The organism is Melioribacteraceae bacterium 4301-Me (genome assembly GCA_041538185.1).
Lineage (GTDB): Bacteria > Bacteroidota > Ignavibacteria > Ignavibacteriales > Melioribacteraceae > Pyranulibacter > Pyranulibacter aquaticus.
Window position 1 is genome coordinate 137,268 of sequence record JBGORM010000002.1, and the last position, 19,773, is coordinate 157,040.

The 19,773-nt window shown below is 34.8% G+C and carries 12 protein-coding genes; all 12 read left to right on the forward strand.

Annotated elements, in window-relative coordinates; translation table 11 throughout:
* The first annotated feature begins 179 nt into the window (after nt 1-179).
* The 12 genes from ABRY23_04065 to ABRY23_04120 all read left to right on the forward strand — a co-directional run bounded on the left by ABRY23_04065 (nt 180) and on the right by ABRY23_04120 (nt 19,768).
* Nucleotides 180-2,672 (forward strand): SUMF1/EgtB/PvdO family nonheme iron enzyme, encoded by a 2,493-nt coding sequence (locus tag ABRY23_04065; GenBank protein ID MFA3782220.1) that lies wholly within the window; start codon nt 180-182, stop codon nt 2,670-2,672.
* Between the two features lie 30 nt (nt 2,673-2,702).
* On the forward strand, nt 2,703-4,163 hold the full coding sequence (locus ABRY23_04070; protein MFA3782221.1) for a sulfatase-like hydrolase/transferase: 1,461 nt from the start codon (nt 2,703-2,705) through the stop codon (nt 4,161-4,163).
* A 12-nt stretch (nt 4,164-4,175) separates the two neighbouring features.
* The gene (locus ABRY23_04075) at nt 4,176-5,321 is read left to right on the forward strand and encodes an iron-containing alcohol dehydrogenase (GenBank protein MFA3782222.1); all 1,146 of its coding nucleotides are present in this window, start codon (nt 4,176-4,178) and stop codon (nt 5,319-5,321) included.
* Nucleotides 5,322-5,487: 166 nt separating this feature from the next.
* Nucleotides 5,488-6,405: a dihydrodipicolinate synthase family protein gene (locus ABRY23_04080; protein ID MFA3782223.1), complete on the forward strand. Its 918-nt coding sequence runs from the start codon at nt 5,488-5,490 to the stop codon at nt 6,403-6,405.
* Between the two features lie 74 nt (nt 6,406-6,479).
* A complete protein-coding gene (gene pdxA, locus ABRY23_04085) occupies nt 6,480-7,481 on the forward strand; it encodes a 4-hydroxythreonine-4-phosphate dehydrogenase PdxA (GenBank protein ID MFA3782224.1) in 1,002 nt (333 codons plus the stop codon).
* Nucleotides 7,482-7,515: 34 nt separating this feature from the next.
* Nucleotides 7,516-8,673 carry a four-carbon acid sugar kinase family protein gene (locus ABRY23_04090; protein ID MFA3782225.1) on the forward strand — a complete coding sequence of 386 codons (1,158 nt, stop codon included), beginning with the start codon at nt 7,516-7,518 and terminating at the stop codon, nt 8,671-8,673.
* A gap of 44 nt (nt 8,674-8,717) precedes the next feature.
* Nucleotides 8,718-10,274, forward strand: coding sequence for a sodium:solute symporter (locus ABRY23_04095; GenBank protein ID MFA3782226.1), 1,557 nt, complete (start codon nt 8,718-8,720; stop codon nt 10,272-10,274).
* A gap of 52 nt (nt 10,275-10,326) precedes the next feature.
* Nucleotides 10,327-11,640 carry a GntP family permease gene (locus ABRY23_04100; protein ID MFA3782227.1) on the forward strand — a complete coding sequence of 438 codons (1,314 nt, stop codon included), beginning with the start codon at nt 10,327-10,329 and terminating at the stop codon, nt 11,638-11,640.
* A gap of 323 nt (nt 11,641-11,963) precedes the next feature.
* Nucleotides 11,964-12,863, forward strand: coding sequence for a metallophosphoesterase (locus tag ABRY23_04105; protein MFA3782228.1), 900 nt, complete (start codon nt 11,964-11,966; stop codon nt 12,861-12,863).
* On the forward strand, nt 12,860-15,319 hold the full coding sequence (locus ABRY23_04110) for a LamG-like jellyroll fold domain-containing protein (GenBank protein MFA3782229.1): 2,460 nt from the start codon (nt 12,860-12,862) through the stop codon (nt 15,317-15,319). The genes ABRY23_04105 and ABRY23_04110 overlap by 4 nt, the downstream gene beginning before the upstream one ends.
* Nucleotides 15,320-15,493: 174 nt before the next feature.
* Entirely contained in the window at nt 15,494-18,001 is a 2,508-nt protein-coding gene (locus ABRY23_04115) for a LamG-like jellyroll fold domain-containing protein (protein MFA3782230.1), read from the forward strand.
* A 132-nt stretch (nt 18,002-18,133) separates the two neighbouring features.
* Nucleotides 18,134-19,768, forward strand: coding sequence for a right-handed parallel beta-helix repeat-containing protein (locus ABRY23_04120; protein MFA3782231.1), 1,635 nt, complete (start codon nt 18,134-18,136; stop codon nt 19,766-19,768).
* The last annotated feature ends 5 nt before the right edge of the window (nt 19,769-19,773 follow it).

The following is a 19,773-nucleotide window of genomic DNA, read 5'->3' on the forward strand; positions in this document are numbered from 1 at the left end:
AAATTTGTGTAGTCCGTGTCATCCGTGTTCCACTCTATAGAAAAAATAATTACTCTTTAGTCAACACTCATTAAGACTTTCAAAAATTTTGATGCAGTTATCGGACAGTCAGATTAAAAATGATTTAATTCTACTCTTAAAAATTTTTTTGTGTGCTTAAATTATTGGATTAAATAGTAATGAGAAAAAACAGTTCAGATTATTTTCTTTTTGCCTTTGTGTTAATAATTATTTGTGGTTTTGCGAGTACAAAAGCTATTGCTCAAAAATCCAACTCATTTGTTAATTCCACAGGGATAAAAATGATTTACATCCCTAATGGTTCATTTTTGATGGGTGAAATGAATACCACCAAACCCGATTCGACTATGGAGTATTTAACAAATGGCGATTATGATGAAAAACCAGTTCACAAAGTTACAATCACCAAGCCGTTTTATATTTCTGAAACTGAAATTACAGTAGAACAATACAAAAAATTCAAACCAGGCTATGTTGGAGTAAGAAAATATTATCCTTATGCAACAGGAATTAATTGGTATGACGCAGTTGAATTTTGCAAATGGCTTAGCAAAAAAGAAGGGAAAATATATCGTCTGCCAACTGAAGCCGAATGGGAATACGCATGCAAAGCTAATTCTAATACACTTTATTCTACTGGCGATTCATTGACTGATTTACCTAATGCTTGGGGACTAAAAAACCTTCATAATGAAATCGCTGAATGGTGTTATGACTGGTATGGATTATATCCTTACAAAGACCAAGTTGACCCTGTGGGTCCAGATACTGGATTTGCCAAAGTTGTAAGAGGCGCTGGGTTAGATAGACAAACTCCATATTATTCACGCTCGGCAAATAGAGCAAGCATCGCACCCACTTTTCCCCCAATGTCTAACAAAGAAATGCTTGATTTACAGAAAAAAAATGCTTTTGCTTCCGTTAATCAAGGTAAACAAGAAGAAAAACCGCAAGGTTTTAAGGATGTAAATATTTATAAGAATTTTTACAGAGACGTCTTGAACAATGAAGGCAATTCTAATATTGGCTTTAGAATTGTATTGGCATCAATGCCTAAAACTAAACCAATTAGAGTAAATAAACCTTATGTTTTTGAATGTGTAAAACAAAATAAAAATTTAGTTGATATTGGACCATCACCTGATAAACCCTTTTTTAGAAAAAGATATTTACTTCCTATTCCGCCAGAAAATACTCCTATAGATAAATTAAAAGATATTTCTGTAACAGGCTTATCTTCATCTTTTCTTAGACATAATCACAGTCCCGCATTAGAAGTATTGCCAAACGGTGATGTGCTGGCAATCTATTTTTCAGCAGTTGAAGAAATTACACCTGATGTATCACTAATTGCTGCACGATTAAGATTTGGTGCTGATGAGTGGGATATGCCAAGTCCTTTTTTAGATTTTGCTGATGTTGACGATACTTCTCCAATGCTGTGGAGAGATAATGACACAGTTCGTTTTTACTGGGGGAATAATAAACTCGATTCGGGATTTCCTTTTCAGTGGATTTCTAGTAATGATAATGGTGCAACATGGAGTCAAGTTTACTTTCCAATATTCGAGACACCAATCGGTCCGCATTCAGCACAACCAATAAACACAGCTTTTAGAGATAAAGCTGGTAATATTTATGTAGCTTGTGATGGTATTGGTGCCAAATCTGAACTATGGGTCAGTAAAAACAACGGCAAAACATGGATAGATACAGGCGGAAGAACCGCTGGCAGGCATACAAGTTTTGTCTTATTAAAAGATGGAAGAATTCTTGGAATGGGAGGCAAAAGCAGTAACATTGATGGATATATGCCTGCATCAATTTCTTCTGACGGCGGGAAGACCTGGAAAATTGAAAAAACACCTTTCGCTTCGTTGGGAAGCAACCAACGACCAATAATAATAAGATTAAAAAGCGGTCGACTTTTTATGGCTGGCGATTTCCAAGATATAAATGGTTTTCAACCAAAAGGAATTACACAGCGCGGTTCTTACGTTGCTTTATCTGATGATGAAGGAATGACCTGGCACATTAAAAAATTAATAGGTACACAATTTCATGAAGAACAAGATAAAGCTGAAAAAATGCACGGGGAAACAATCGGATACACTGTTGCTCGACAAGCTCCCAATGGCAATATTCATTTAATAACTTCTATGAACGAACCATGTCTTCATTTTGAATTTAATGAAGCCTGGATTTTGAGTTCGGATTCAACTACAAAAATTGATATTCACCAAGATAATCCTCCAGTTACAAAGATTAATGATGTTAAAGAGTATATTGAAAAATATCCTAATGGAAAACTGAAGGCTAAGTGGTATGCTGGAATTGCAGATAATGGACGGTACCTTCTTCATGGTAAAGAAGTTTTTTACTACAGCAACGGAAAAGTTCAAAAAGAAGCTGAATATGACAAAGGGAAAAAAATTGGAACCGAAAATTACTATGATGAAAAAGGCAGAAAATTGTGGAGCTGGAAATATAATAAAGATGGTACTGCTATTTGGACAACTTATTGGGAAAACGGAAACAAGAAAACAGAATCAACTTGGAGGGATAAAAGATGTATTGGAAATGCTTACGAGTGGGACGTTAGCGGCAAATTAATTCGACAAGTAAAATTTATTGATGGAGTGCCTCAATAGATAATCTTATAAAAAACAAAGAAAGAAAAAATGGAAAGAAGAGAATTTTTAAAACAAGTCACTCAAATTGGAATTGGTGCAGCTGCAATTACCGCACTTCCAAGTTTTCTTAAAGGGATGCGGTTAAACACTGACAGGCCCTGGAACTTTGTTTTCATACTTGCAGATGATATGGGCTGGAATCAAACCGGCTACGGCGGTTCTGATTTTTATGAAACACCTAACATCGATTCAATAGCAAGAAGCGGAATGATTTTTACTCAAGCTTATGCACCTGCACCAACTTGTTCACCTTCTCGTGCCGGAATTTTAACTGGCAAATACCCTGCAAGGCTTCATTTGACCGAATACATACCGGGAGATCCCTATCCATGGGCAAAACTTCGCGCTCCTAAAATGGTGGATTTCCTTCCACTTGAAGAAATAACTATTGCAGAAATGTTAAAACCAGCAGGCTACGTAAGTGCTATGGTTGGCAAATGGCACTTGAGCAAAGATAAAAAATATAAATTAGGCAGACCGGGTGACCCTGATACTCAAGGATTTAATTTTGTCCACCCTACTGTTAAACCAGAAGACAATGCAAATCCAAATAAAGATGCTCATCATGCAATTGAAATAACTAATGAGGCAATTAAATTTTTAGAAAAATATAAAGATAAACCATTCTTCCTATACGTTGCCCATCATGTTGTGCATAGACCAATAATGGAACATGCAGACTTGATTTATAAATATCAGGAAAAGAAAGGCTCAGATGAACTGATAAATAACCCTATTATGGGTGCAATGATTGAAAGAATGGATACGGAAATTGGTCGACTTCTCAAAAAACTTGACGAACTTAATCTTACTCAAAACACAATAGTTGTTTTCTTTTCTGATAACGGAGGTTACAACAAATTACAAGCTCAAGACCCGCTGCGTGGCGGTAAATCAATGTTATACGAAGGTGGAATTAGAGTGCCGTTTGCAATTCGCTGGCCTGGGGTAATAAAACCAAATACTGTAAATTCAACTCCTGTTTGTGGTATTGATTTCTTTCCAACATTTGCTGAGATAGCTGGAATTAAAAACTTACCTAAAGACGTAGATGGTGTAAGTTTGGTGCCTCTTCTAAATCAAACCGGTGATATAAATCGCAATGACCTCTTCTGGCATTATCCCCATTATCACCGGTTTGGCTATATGCCATCTGGAGCTGTAAGAGAAGGGAGATATAAATTAATTGAATGGTATGAAAGGTCATTTTTTAATGAGGATCATCCCGTTTCACTTTTTGATTTAGAAAGCGATTTAGGTGAAAAGAACGATATTGCTGATCAAATGCCTGAGAAAGCAAAAGAGCTTTGGGAAAAATTAAAACAATGGCGTAAAGGTGTAGGCGCTCAGGAGATGACTAAAAATCCAAATTTTGATCCCAAGAAAGCTCTTTTTTGGAATGATAAAGTAAATCCTAACGATCCTAAAGCTATTGGTCAATATTATTAATAAAGGAATTCTATGAGAACAATTACTTTGAATTACCCCCATAAATTAGTTTTTGGAAATGATTCGATAAACAACTTTGTTGAAGATTTTCTAAGTACTGGCCACAAAAATTTGTTTTTAGTAACTGCAACACCAATTCTGCCATTAATTAGACCGGCAATTGATGAACTGCGTAGGAATCATATAACTTTAGTTATTGAAGACGGAATTCTTGCCGAGCCTACAATTAATTCGTTTATAGAAACGTTTAAGAAAGCCGAAAGTTCAATGGCAGATAGTGTTGTTGGAATTGGTGGTGGAAGTGTTCTTGATGTTGCTAAATTAATAGCTGCTTTGTTAAACAACACTCAATCAATTTACGATATTCTTGGTATAGGAAAATTAAATTACAGAAAGACCTTTTTGGCTTGCTTGCCTACTACTTCTGGCACTGGAAGTGAAGTTTCCCCAAATGCAATTCTGCTTGACGAAAGTGACCAATTAAAAAAAGCAGCAATTAGTCCATACCTACTGTCTGATGCAGTTTACATCGATCCTAAACTTACAATTACAGTTCCTCCAAGAATTACAGCAGCAACTGGCATGGATGCATTAACACATTGCATCGAAGCTTATGCAAATAAATTTTCACATCCAATTGTAGACTTGTATGCTTTAGAGGGGATAAGATTAATATCAAAATTTTTAAAGCGAGCAGTTGATAATGGAAATGATTTGGAAGCAAGAGAAAATCTTTCTTTAGCAAGTATGTATGGTGGTTTGTGTTTAGGACCTGTAAACACTGCAGCAGTTCATGCACTTTCATATCCACTTGGTGGTGAATTTCATATTGCTCATGGTTTGTCAAATGCACTTCTTCTACCTTATGTTATTCAATTTAACCTTGATGCAGCACCTGAGAAATATGCTTCAATTGCAATTGCAATGGGTGCAAGTGAGAAGGAAACCAAAATTAAAACTGCTGCACAAACCGTAGATCTTTTGAAAAAATTATGTGAAGATATTGGAATACCCACGCGGTTATCTGAGTTAAATATTGGTGAAGAGTCAGTAGATAAAATTGCACAAATGGGTATGACAGTTACACGTCTTCTTAAAAATAATGTTAAAGAAATTACACTTGAAGATGCGAAGGAAATTATAAGATCAGCTTTATAAGTAAGTCGGCTTGCCGATCCGACAGTCGGAACAGCGTTCCGACTTACTGTAAGTCGATTCGCTGAACCGACAATCGGGGCAACGTTCCGACTTACTGTAAGTCGGTTCGCTGAACCGACTATCAACTAAAAAAGGAGTAAATTATTTTCACAGGAATGAACACAAAATGCTAAAAGAAAAAACAGTTTCTGGAATAGCAGTACCAATGCTTACACCCTTTAACGAAAATGGAGAAGTAGATTTACACTCGTGCAAAAAAATAATCGATAACTTTATTGAAAAGAATGTTCATCCGTTTTTACTTGGAACTACTGGAGAAGGACCTTCCATTAGCAATAATGAACGAAAAAAATTAATTGATTATGTAGGAAAAAATTACGCTGGTAAAACGAAAATTTACGTGAGCGTAGGGAGTAATTGCGTCAAAGAAAATATTGAAAACGCTAAGATATATTCAGATTTAGGAGCTGATTTCATTGTAGTCTTGCTACCGGGTTATTATCAGCTTACAACCAACCAAATTATGAAATATTTTGAAACTCTTGCAGAAAATTCGCCAAGGCCAATTCTACTTTATAATATTCCTCAGACTACACACCATTCAATACCTTTAGATGTTGTAGAAAAATTGAGCCACCATCCAAATATTGTGGGACTTAAAGATTCGGAGCGGGACATTGAACGGTTTGACAAAGCTATTGAGATGTTTAAAGACAGAAAAGATTTTTCTCACATGGTTGGTTGGGGTGCAAAAAGTTTTTACTCGTTATCAAAAGGTTCGGATGGTTTAGTACCAAGTACGGGGAACTTTGCCCCTGGCATGTTTAAAGAAATGTATGATTCGGTGAGAAGGGGGGACTTAAAAAACGCAGAAAGATTACAACTTGAAACTGATGAATTAGCAAAAGTATATCAAAAAGATAGAACACTCGGCCAGTCTTTAGCTGCTGCAAAAATTATTATGAAATTTTTTGATTTATGTGAACCTCACATGCTTTTTCCATTAACAAGATTGACAGACGAAGAAGAGAAAATAATTATTAAAAACATTGAACAGCTAAAAGAAAGAATAAGGATTTACTAATGGCAAAAGAAGAATTAAAAAAACCCCTCCCTTTGGGAAGAGTTAGGGATGGGCAGTCGATTATTGGAATTACAATGGGTGACCCGGCTGGTATTGGTCCTGAAATTACCGTAAAAGCATTTTCACACAAAAGCATTCATAAGATTTGCAAACCAATTGTGATTGGAGATTCATCTGTTTTAGCAAATGCAGTTTCTTTTCTTAAAAGCAAGGTTAAAATCAATTCAATTAAGAGCGTAGATGATGCAAAATTTAGCTTTGGGACTATGAATGTGTATGATTTAAATAACGTGGATGTAAAAAAACTAAAGCTTGGTAAAGTCTCAGCAATGGCGGGTAACGCAGCATTTGAATCTGTAAAGACTGCCATACAATTAGCACTTGATAAAAAAATTGATGCTGTTGTAACTGGTCCAATACACAAGGAAGCGCTTAACTTGGCAGGGCACAATTTTTCGGGTCACACCGAAATTTTTGGCTATTACACAAAAACAAAAAACTATGCAATGCTTCTTGTTGAAGGGAACATGAGAGTAATACATGTTACTACTCATATCTCTTTAAGAAGTGCGTGTGATTTAATCAAAAAGAAAAGAGTATTTGAGGTTATTAAACTTGCAGACGAAGCTTGTCGAAAACTTGGCATTAAATCACCAAGAATAGGAGTAGCTGGTTTAAATCCACATGCAAGTGACGGTGGTTTATTCGGCTGGGAAGAGCAAAAAGAAATAATTCCAGCTGTAAAAGCTGCAAAGAAAATTGGAATTAATGTAGAAGGACCGTTTGCAGGCGACACAATTTTCCCAAAATTAAAAGGTGGTTCGTATGATATAGTGGTTGCAATGTATCACGACCAAGGTCATATTCCATTAAAATTACTTGGATTTAGTTGGAACGAAAAAAAACAGAAATGGGACTCAGTAAGCGGTGTAAACATAACTGTCGGTTTGCCAATCATCAGAGTATCTGTAGATCATGGTACTGCATTTGACCAAGCGGGTAAAGGAACCGCTACTGAAGAAAGTCTGCTTAATGCAATTTCCTATGCTGCAGCTATGGCTAAAAATTCTAATTAAATTTTCTATTATTGATTAAATATGAGTAAAAATTATGATTGCTGTTATTGCCGATGATTTTACTGGGGCAGCTGAATTAGCAGGATTGGGTCTAAGATATGGTTTAAGAGTGGAAATTGATTCAAACGGAATTGAAAATTCGGATGCTGAGCTTTTGATTATTGCGACTGATACGAGATCAATGACTTCCGAAAAAGCATACAATGAAGTTAAAAGGATTACAGAAGAGTTAATTAAATCTAATGTTTTGTGGATTTACAAAAAAACAGATTCTGTTTTAAGGGGTCATGTATTGACAGAACTCAAAGCAATGTTAGAAGCTACCAATAAGGATAAAGTTTTATTAGTGCCGTCCAATCCTGCTTATGGCCGGCTAATTAAAAATGGTACATATTATATTAATAATACACCTGTGCATTTAACTGGTTTTGCTGACGACCCGGAGTATTCATTATTAACATCTAATGTTCTGGAGATACTTGGTGATATAAATGGTCTACAAGCCTATTTAGTTACAAAAAAAAATGATGCTATCGTAAATGGCGTAGCAATTGCCGAAGTATCTTCCATTAATGATTTGGATTATTGGGCAGAAAAAGTAAATCAAGATATAATTCCAGCAGGTGCATCTGGCTTTTTTTCATCTCTGTTAAAAGTAAAGGGCTTCAATCAAGTTCATACTGCAAATCAAAAAATAAAATTTGGAAAGAAATTTTTGTTTATATGTGGAAGTGCATTTTCTCAGGGACGCATTGCTGTCGAAGAAGCAAAAATGAAAGGTGCTAAAGTATGCGAGATGCCGGATGATGTGTTCTATGATAGACCGCCTAAAGAGAAACATTTTAAAGAATGGGTAAAGGATACTATTAATGCATTTAAAAGTAATTCTAAAGTTATAGTGGAAATAAATCAACCAGTTGTTAAAAAACCTGACTTTGCAAGACGTCTACGCATAGAAATAGCAAAGCTTGTTGAAGAGGTTATTGACAAAGTAGAAGTGGATGAGTTGTTCATTGATGGTGGAGCTACTGTCTATGCTATTTCTAAACAATTAAATATGAGTAAATTTTTGCCGTGTCAAGAAATTGCACCCGGTGTAATTAGGATGAAAGTGGATAACAGACCAAATTTCCATCTTACAATTAAACCTGGTAGTTATCTGTGGCCCGATGAAATTTGGAAGTTCGATTGACTCTTATTTGGCATTCATTTTAACAATAACGAATGGAGCTGCTGATGAATAATCATACTTTGCACTACCTCGACTATATAGTGATTGTTATAACTTTGTTTATAGCACTTTTTTACGGCAAATATTTTTCAAAAAAACAGACAAGCACCGACGCATATTATGCGGGCGGCAGAAATTTACCACCTTGGGCTGTTGGCATTTCTATACTTGCTACATTAATCAGCAGCATTACCTTTTTAGCTTATCCAGGAGAGGGATTTAAATCCAATTGGATTTTACTTGTACAAGCAATTATGGTGGTTGTTGTTCTATCTGGCTTGGTTTGGTTTGTAGTGCCTCTTTACCGTAAGGTTATAGGAATAAGTGCGTATGAATATTTTGAAAAGAGATTTGGTCCTTTTGCAAGATTTTACAGCTCTGCTGCTTTTACCCTTACTCACTTTAGTAAAATGGGTAGTGTCTTTTTCTTACTGGCCTTAGCTCTTAGTAGTATGACAGGCGTTAACACTTATTTAATAATATGGGTAGTTGGTTTTGTAATAATTTATATTGCTTTGAAAGGAGGTATGGAAGCTATTGTATGGCTGGATGTTCTGCAAGGTTTTATGCTTATTGGCGGCGGCCTAATCAGTATTATAATAATTCTTTTTAGTGTTAATGGCGGACCTGCAGCAATTATTAATTATGCCGTTGAACATGATAAGATTGGTTTTGGTCCTTATGACTGGGACTTGACCAAACTGACTTTTATTGTAATGGTTTTTAATGGAATTTTTTATGGCATCCAAAAATATGGTACCGATCAAACAATTGTACAGCGATATTTAACAACAAAAACTGAGAAAGGCGCAATTAAAGCAGCTTTAACCGGCGTCTTTTTGAGTTTGCCAGTCTGGGCTTTGTTTATGTTTATTGGAACTGCACTTTATTCCTATTATAATTTATCTGGTGAGACACTTCCAGCTAACATTAACCCCGATGCGGTGTTTCCGTATTTTATTATGACTAGGCTTCCTCCTGGAGTTACGGGGCTTGTTTTATCAGCACTTTTGGCCGCTGCTATATCAAGTCTCGATGCAGATTTGAATTGTTTATCAGCAATAGCTGTCGATGATTATTACGCGCGTTTCAAACCTCAAAGTTCTGATTCACAGAGATTAAGATTCGGTAGAATAATTATTTTAATTTCTGGCATCGCTGCACTTTTAATTGCTTCGCTTTATGTTTTTACAGGAAGCGAAGGCGTTTTAGGTATTGTCTTCGGTCTTTATGCTATTTTTTCCGGTGGTATTGCAGGTATCTTTTTACTTGGAATATTTAGCAGACATGCTAATAAGCATGGACTTTATACTGCGATTGTAGTTTGTATATTGTTTACGGCTTATGCTGTATTGACATCGACAAAAATAAACGGTAGCAGAGTTTTAGATTTAGGTGAGTGGAATTTTAGACATCATAGCTATATGCTGGGCGTTTATACTCACTTAATTATAATTGTTGTTGGGTACTTTGCAAGCTTTTTCTTTAAATCTGATGTACCACATAGTGACTTAACAATTTATGCTTGGTGGGAAAAAATGCGTAATAATCGAAAGCAATAAAAATTAATACGGATTGTGAATTAGACTTCGCAGAAAAAAGAAAGAATGAAAAATGATTTTGGTTTTCCTTGTCATTGTAATTTTTTTTATAACTATAAGCATTTCTAAGGGTAAAATTCACCCATTTCTAGTTTTGTTACTTGCTGGATTAGTTATGGGTTATGCAGCTGGTTTAGGTACAAATGAAGTGATAAAAAGAATTACTGATGGTTTCGGTTCTACATTATCGAGCATAGGGATTGTTATTGCTTCTGGAACGATTATTGGAACTTTTTTGGAAAAGAGCGGCGGTGCGCAATCAGTAGCTGAGTTTGTCTTAAAAAAGATAGGTGAAAAAAAGTCTATTTTGGCAATGAGCATTACAGGTTTCATTGTGTCTATTCCAGTCTTCTGCGATTCGGGATTTGTAATCCTTTCACCTTTAACCAAAGCGTTAAGTAAAAAAACTGGAGCGTCACTCGTTACATTATCGATTGCTTTAGCAACTGGACTTTATGCCACACATGTTTTTGTACCACCTACACCAGGACCTTTAGCTGCTGCGGCTACTTTAGGTGCGGACATTGGTTTGGTTTTAATCTTGGGTTTGATAGTTGCTGTTCCTACTACAGCAGCCGGATATTTTTGGGCAAAATATTTTTGTCGGAAATATCACATAGATCTTGAAAATAAATTAACAGAAGAGAAGAAAATTTTACCAAAGGCAAGTTCAGCTTTTGCTCCTCTATTAGTTCCAATTATTTTTATTTCTCTGAAGTCAATAGCGGATTATCCCACTCACCCTTTTGGACAAAATTTTTTAAAGGAATTTATAGATTTCTTTGGTCATCCAGTTGTTGCATTATTAATTGGCGTGGTGTTGTCTTTTTTCTTAAAAGATAAGAAAATAAAAGAAAGTAATTTTAGCTGGGTTTCAATTGGATTGAAAGAAGCTGGAACGATTATTTTGATAACCGGAGCTGGCGGTGCATTTGGCAATGTTCTGCGTGCTGCTAATTTGGGAGATACAGTTTCCAGTAGCTTATCGAATTGGCCAATTGGCATTTTTTTCCCATTTTTAATCGCTGCTGTACTTAAATCTGCTCAAGGCTCATCGACTGTTGCTTTGATTACAACTGCTGCGATTATGGTTCCTTTATTAAACATGTTAGGACTTGCCTCGCCGATTGCAAAAGCTCTTGTTGTGCTTGCAATAGGCGCTGGTTCAATGACAGTTTCTCATTTGAACGATAGTTATTTCTGGGTAGTATCTCAATTTTCAAATATGGATACATCAATAGCGTTGAAAACACATACTACAGCAACTCTCTTACAGGGAATAACTGGAATAATATTTATCTTTTTTCTGAAATTAATTTTTGTTTGACAGAATTGACAATATGTTTTGAAGAAATTTATAACTGTCTTTCTTCAAGAAAAAATCTATATGAAAAATAAAAGGCTATAAAATAATATTTAAAAAAGAGCAAAAGTTTTAGTCATTGATAATGAGGATGGGGTTATGAAAAACAGAGTTATTTTTTTCATTTTGTTTTTTATGTTGATTTTTTGCTACTCACTATACTTAAGAATATAGTTTAGTAACTCTACTGATTTTATTATAATTCACTTAATCTGAACTAATATATACTTGGTTCCGAATAATAAGTTAAATTCTTGATATAATTAAGTAATTACTAAGGTTAATAAATGAAATCAATAAATAAAATATCATTCATTGTTAGTATTCTGTTTTTTTCATTCTTGTTCTCAATAAAAGTTTATGCTCAGCAAGACAAGTTTAGCTTTATTGTTATATCAGATGTGCATATAAGCAGCGATACAATTCGTGATGCAAAACTTAAGCAATTTATTGGAGAAGTAAACAATAAAATATATGGTAATGCTTGTTTTATTGTTTTTACAGGTGATAATGTATCAAGCTACTTTGCTGATAGAAATAAACCGAATGATGTATCGAACAATAGGTCATTAAAATTTATTTCAATAGTAAGTAAGCTTAATATTCCATATTACATTGCATTGGGAAATCATGATTACAAAATAGACAGAGATAAAGATTCGGATGCGCCTTTTAGTCAGCATGAAATAGACACAATGGAAATACTATGGGAAAATTCTGCTAGTCTAAAACCGTTTTACTCATTTGTGTATGATGGGTGGAAATTTATTATTCTTAACAGTATGCGGGGAAGATATCTAAATCGTTTTTTTGATGATGTTCAAATGAAAATGCTTAAAAAGGAACTATCAGATGGTAAACCCGCTTTCTTATTTTTTCATCATCCGATTAAAACAGACCACTTCAGGATTTGGTGCAAGCCTAAAGATTTAATTACTGAAGAGAAAGAGCCAGAATTTTTCTCAATTCTTAGGGAATATAAGAATCAAGTTAAAGGAATTTTTGTTGGTCATGGCCACATGTGGAATGATGATATTTTATTTAACAAAGTAAAAGTTTACGAAACCACAACATTTGGAGAAAAAAAGCCTATTGCAGGCTATTTAATTGAAGCAAATCAAAATGGAGAATTTTTTATAAAAAGTTTTGAAAAAGAAGATAAACAAATTCACTGGGAGTCAAAATGAAAATTCCTTTTAGTAAAATGTTTTTACTGATAATTTTTTTTGTCTCTTATCAAACAATTATTTCACAGACGATAGCATTATACACTTTTGATGAACAACAAGGTATTTACCCAAGCTCGGTAATAAGTGATATATCAGATAATGATTACCCTTTGGTTATTGGTCCAGGTGGAATGATTGTCCCAGGCAAATTTGGCAATGCACTTCAACCAATCGAGCAGCCTAAAGCAGAATATCCAATTACCGGTAATATTCTTTTTGGCTTAGTGCCAATGAATCCATTGCCGGGCAGAAAAACCCTGCCATTGACATGGTATAATGCAAATTTTTGTGCCTTAATGACAAGCGGTGAAAAACATCTCAGAAGCGAGGTGGGTTTTGCAAATGTTACTAAAACAAAACTAAATCTTGGCAATTTTGATTGGACCGTAGAATTTTGGTTTCAAATGGCAGAAAGTACAAATCAAGATGGTGTAGTGTTTGAGATTGGGCAAGGACCGCGCGGGGATAATGATAACGTAACTAAATTAATTTTAAAAAAAGATCTTAAATCATTTTTGCTGATAAATAAACCAACAAGCACAAGTCTAACTATTCCTACAAATAATTTGTTAATTAAAGACGGCAACTGGCACCATTTAGCTTTTGTTTATGATTCAAAAGAACATCAAATGAAACATTTTATAGATGGTAAATTGCAAACGCTTCCTCCAAAATCAATCATTGAAGCTCTGCCGTTTGGTGAAGAAGCTTATATGAGTATTGGAAGAGATGGATTATGGGAAAATCCACTTCAGGGGAAAATAGATGAGTTAAGATTTTCCGAAGGTCAGGTTTACAAAACTAATTTTGTTCCGCCAAAAAGTTTTTCACCACTTTATAATGGAACGTACGCTAAAGAATCATTAAAAAAAGGACCTCCCTTACTCTTTGACGAAAAACACAAGAATGATATTCCTGTTAAATTGATGGACCGCAAGTATTTATTTATTGATGATGCAATTGTTCAGTCGATGAAAAATGTAACATTTAATGTAAATCCTCCGTGCTACGCAGATAGAGTTATTGATAATATTAAAGGCGGATTTAGAAAACATCTTAATGTTGTGGAGGATGATTCTGGTCTGATAAGATTGTATACCGCAGTAGAAAATGATTACTTGGCAGTTTGGATTTCCAAAGATGGCAAAAACTTTACTGCACCGGATTTGCATAATGGGGAATACGATGGCAGAAAAAATATAGTTTTGCCTGAACCAGTAGGTATGGGGATGGTATTTATTGACCCTAACGCACCAACAAATGAAAAATGGAAATATATAAGTGACTACCATAGAAGAGGGATATATTTATATACTTCATCAGATGGCTACAATTTCAGAAGAATAAAGACTGCTGTTTTGCCTTTTAGATCCGGTTCCCAAAGCAATATTTTTTATGATGATCAAAAGCAAGAATATGTTTCTTACCATCGTTCTGATTTGTGGGCAACATCGGCTGGCGAAACAGAAAGAAGCGAGATAATGACTGTAACTAATGACCTTTATAGACCTTGGCCATTTAAGCCATTAACTCAAAAACAACAAATAGAAATTTCCAAAACACAAAGAACTCACAAGTTATTTCCTTGGTATCTTGATAATGGCCCTTTAACTCCGGGAGGATTTGGTTTTGAGTATCCTCGAATATTTAAACCGATTGATACTTTAGACCCTTCAGGCACTGATATTTATGTACCAAAAGCAGTTAAATATGAATGGGCTCCAGATGTTTATTTAGCTTTCCCGGTTATGTACTTCCATTATGAAGGGGAAACTTTGCCAACAAGATTAACATTGGCTGATGAAAAAAGAGGTATGGGAGGTGGCGTAACAGATATGCAGCTTGAAGTAAGCCGCGACGGTATAAATTGGAAACGCTATCCGCGTCCCACTTACATTCCCATTGGCAAATATGATGGCGATGATATTAAGCAAGCTTATATCGCGGTAGGATTAATTCGTCGTGGCGATGAAATATGGCAGTATTTCTTTGGTGATGAAAAATATCATTCAAGTTGGGAAAAAGCCGATAGAAAGCGTGCCGTTTACCGTGTTGTGCAAAGACTTGATGGTTTTGTTTCAGCAGATAGTCCTTATGATAAAGAAGGAATACTTATTACCAAGCCGCTTGTTTTTAAAGGAAATCGACTTGTATTAAATATTAATACTTCAGGTACAGGATATGCACAAGTTGGCTTTCTTGATGAAAATGGTAACCCTATCAAAGGTTTTTCAGTTGACGATTGTGTTTATATAAATGACAATGCAGTTGAACATGAAGTTGAATGGCTTAATAAGGGGAAGTCGGGATCGACCGCTTCGCGGGACGTTTCTTCACTAGAAGGGAAAGTTGTTCAACTTGTATTTAGGATGAGAGGAACTAAGTTGTATTCAATGCAATTTATCAAGAAATGATAATGCAATTAAGCGAGGTAGAACAAAAAATTGTTTGTGAAGCTTAGTGAAACAAAAAACTAACACAAAGTCGCTCAAAGTTCACATGGAGTGACAAAAGGTGAATTATTTTCACGATTCTGAAAGTTTAAGCTGCATCATATCAGGAAATGTAAAATAAACCATAAGGAGGTTATGGTGAAAAGAAATATTTGTTTGTTATTTATAATAGTTTTTATAACTACTAAAATTACTATTTCGCAAGTTGAAGTTGATCAAAAAGATATAGAAATAACAAACGAAAAAACAAAAACTACAGTCTTATGGTTATTTGATGCTCAAATTGGGTTATACCCAAGCAGCGTGATAGATGATATTTCTGAAAACGATTATCCTCTTGTACTTGGTTTAGGAGGACAAATAGTTCCCGGCAAATTTGGAAATGCACTAGAACCAATTCCCCATCCACCAATAAAAATTCCTGAAGGCAAAGCAGAATATGGATTGCAGAAGCTTCCTGTTCCTAATGGAAGAACAGTAGAACCAATGACTTGGTACAATGCTAATTTTTGTGCTTTAATGACAAGTGGTGAAAAACATTTAAGAAAAGAAGTTTCTTTTAAGCAGCCAACAAAAACAAAATTGAACATTGGCAATTTTGATTGGACAATAGAGTTTTGGTTTTGTCCTAACAAAAAAAATGGTAAATACGGCGTAGTATTTGAAATAGGAGAAGGCCCGAGAGGCGAAAACAATAATGTGACTCAGTTAATCCTTGATTCACTTCTTGCAAATTTTATTTTAATTAATCAGCCTGCTAATGTAAGATTAGTTATCCCTTCCGATGCAAAGGCATTAAATCCTTATTTAAAACAGTGGCACCATTTTGCATTTGTTTATTCAGCTAAGCAAAAACAATTGATGCACTATGTCGATGGAAAACTTCAAAAATTACCCGAAAAGTGTGTGTTAAAGGGTCTTAATGAAGGTAATGAAGATTACATGAGTATCGGTCGAGATGGCTTATGGAAACATCCTTTACAGGGGAAGATTGACGAGCTGAGATTTTCTGAAGGTATAGTTTATGTAAAAAATTTTACCCCTCCTAAGAGTTTTTCTCCGCAGTATAATGGCACAAAAAAGAAAATTGAACTCGTAAAAGGCTTGCCTCTTTTATTTGATGATAAGTCAAAAAATAAAATACCGATTGAATTGGGAAGCAGGAAATATCTTTTCATTGATGATGCTATTGCAGAAGAAATTAAAAATATAACGTTCAACGTTAATCCGCCTAAGTTTGGAGGAAGAGTAATTAATAATATAAAAGGACAATTTAGGAAACACTTGACTGTTGTGGAAGATGAAAATGGATTAATAAGAATGTACTATGGTGAAGTAAATGATTTTTTAGGTGTTCGCACTTCTAAAGATGGAATACATTGGCAAATACCTGATTTGGGAAATGGTGAATATAAAGGATTAAAAAATATCACAATAAAAGAAGAGGTTGGTGGACTCGGAAATCCTTTCATCGATCCTAACGGACCACCTGAAGCAAAATGGAAATTAATTACTGGTTATAATAACAGAGGAATTTATTTGTATACTTCTCCTGATGGATTTAATTGGACGCGTCATAAAGAAGCAGTTCTTCCGTTTAGATCCGGTACACAATCTTGTACGTTTTATAATGACCAAACACAAGAATATGTAGGTTATCACAGAACAGGTATATTTAGTACACCTAGTGGTGCAACTCAACGGAGCAGTAGTCTCACTGAAACAAAAGATCTTTACACCAGTTGGAAATACAATCCGCTCTCACAAAAAGATTATTTGGACTCAGCTAAGATAAAAAGACTTCGTGAACCATTGCCATGGTGGCTGGATAATGGACCTTTAACTCCAGGTGGCTTTGGATTAGAGCTCCCTCATACTTTTGATCCCGATAGTGCAGATCCTGTGGGTACAGATATTTATGTAACAAAAGCCCAAAAGTATCAATGGGCACCAGATACTTATTTTGCCTTCCCTATTACCTATTTTCATTATGAAGATGATGGACCGTTAACTAGAAAAATTCTATCGAGTCCGGAAAAGAGACTCGGTTCAGGTCCAGTTGAAACACAAATTGCTGTTAGTCGTGATGGAATTAACTGGAAACGCTTTTATCGCCCAGCTTATATAGGTATTGGCAACTATGATGGGGTCGATGTCCATCAAGTGTATATTGCAGTTGGGATGATTAAAATGGGAAATGAAATCTGGCAATATTTTTTAGGGAACCCCGAGTATCATTCTTCATATCAAAATTTGGATTCTTTAATAGCGGTTTATCGTACTATTCAAAGAATTGATGGTTTTATCTCTGCTGACTCACCATACGATAAGTATGGAATTATAAAAACAAAACCATTGATTTTTAAGGGCAATAGATTAGTCCTAAATATAAATACTGGGGCTACAGGATATGCACAAGTTGGCTTTCTTGATGAAAATGGTAACCCTATCAAAGGTTTTTCAGTTGACGATTGTGTTTATATAAATGACAATGCAGTTGAACATGAAGTTGAATGGCTTAATAAGGGGAAGTCGGGATCGACCGCTTCGCGGGACGTTTCTTCACTAGAAGGGAAAGTTGTTCAACTTGTATTTAGGATGAGAGGAACTAAGTTGTATTCAATGCAATTTATCAAGAAATAATGCAATTGAAGAGAAAGAATTTATCTTTGATTTGCTATTGATTCGAGTTAAGCGACTCAATTTCTTTTATAAAATGAAAAAACTTAACTGTGTATATAAAAAGTGAAAAAATTAAAAAGGAGAAATGGTTAAATGTCTTTTATGCAAAAAATTGGAACTGCTTTTTTACTAGTTGCATTATTTATACTTGCTTTGTCTTGTTCAAATTCTAAACGGAGTTTATTTGAGCAAGCAGGGTGGAGATTAAATAACGATATACATCCAAAAACACAGCGACTCGATTTATCAAAATTTTCAAAGATAGTTTATGTATCAAAAATTAATGAAAGCAATCTGCAAAATGGCACAAAACAATATCCATTTGGCGCCATAAAAGCTGCACTGGAAAGTTTAAATAATTTGTCTGAAAATTCCCAAGCTGCCGTACTTGTTTCACAAGGAATTTATACTGAAGAAACTATTTACTTAATTAAATATGTACATCTTTTTGGTGGATTTAACCCCAAAACTTGGGAACGAGACATTGATAAGTATGAAACTGTTTTAACAAATGATAAAGAAGGTAGATTAATAATTGCTGAAAATAGCACAACGATCGATGGCTTTATAATTAGAGGTGCAAGATATAGAGGTAAAGGTGCTGCAATTTATTGTGAAGGGACCTCCCCTATGATAACAAATAATTTTTTTATTGATGATATGTCATTAAAACCTTTGAATTGGAAACCAAAATATTGGCATGAAACAGCTAATGATGGCGGTGCAATTTATGGGAAGGATGGGGCATCACCAATAATTAAAAATAATTTATTCATTGAAAACAAAACAGAATGTGGCCGCGGCGGAGCCTGTGCATTCGATAATCAATGTAATCCTAAAATTATTGATAATGTTTTTTATAGAAATCAAACAGGTTTAGATGATCCAATGAGAAGCAGCGATGGCGGTGCTGTTTCAATTTTTCGCTGGTCTAAAGGCTTAATCGAAGGGAACATCTTCTTAAGCAATTCATCTCATTCCAATAACGACGCCGGTGCTCTTTTTGTTGCTTTATGGAGTTCACCAGTTATCAGAAATAATATTTTTGTTGATAATGAATCTGGTGACGATGCAGGCGCTTTGTTTGTGGGTGGACAGGAGCATCGATATGATAAACCATTAGACACATATCCGCCTAAAGATAAATTTTACGTGATAATTGAAAACAATACTTTTATTGGTAATAGAAATCCTTCAATGAATTCCGGTGCTATGCGATTCACCATGGAAAGTCGAGGCAAATTTTCAAAAAATGTTGTAGCACAAAACAATGGAATATATTTTCAACGAAGTGAAACTGAAATAACCGATAATATAATTTTAGATAAAATGCTTGTGATTGAAACAAAGGAAAGTTTGGGCAAAAGTCTAATTAAAAATAATATTATTTGGGCTGATTTTGTTTTAGACCAAACAATTGCTGATGTTCAAAATAATAACTTGCTTGATGCTGATAGTTTTAATGGTAATCAAAAATTAACTCCAGAATTTAAAGATGATGGATTGCTTCTACTAGTATATTCAGCTTACTTCGTAAAAGACAAAAATTATTCTGAATTAATAGTTAACAACAATTCTATTCCTAATCTTATCGGAAGAATTGTTAAATCTGATGATAAATGGAGTATAGTAAAATCTTACAAAGATAACACTTTACAAATCTGGGGAAATTTTTCTGGCGTTACACAAATTCAAGTACTCCCAACATATACACTTAATACCAAATAAAAGGA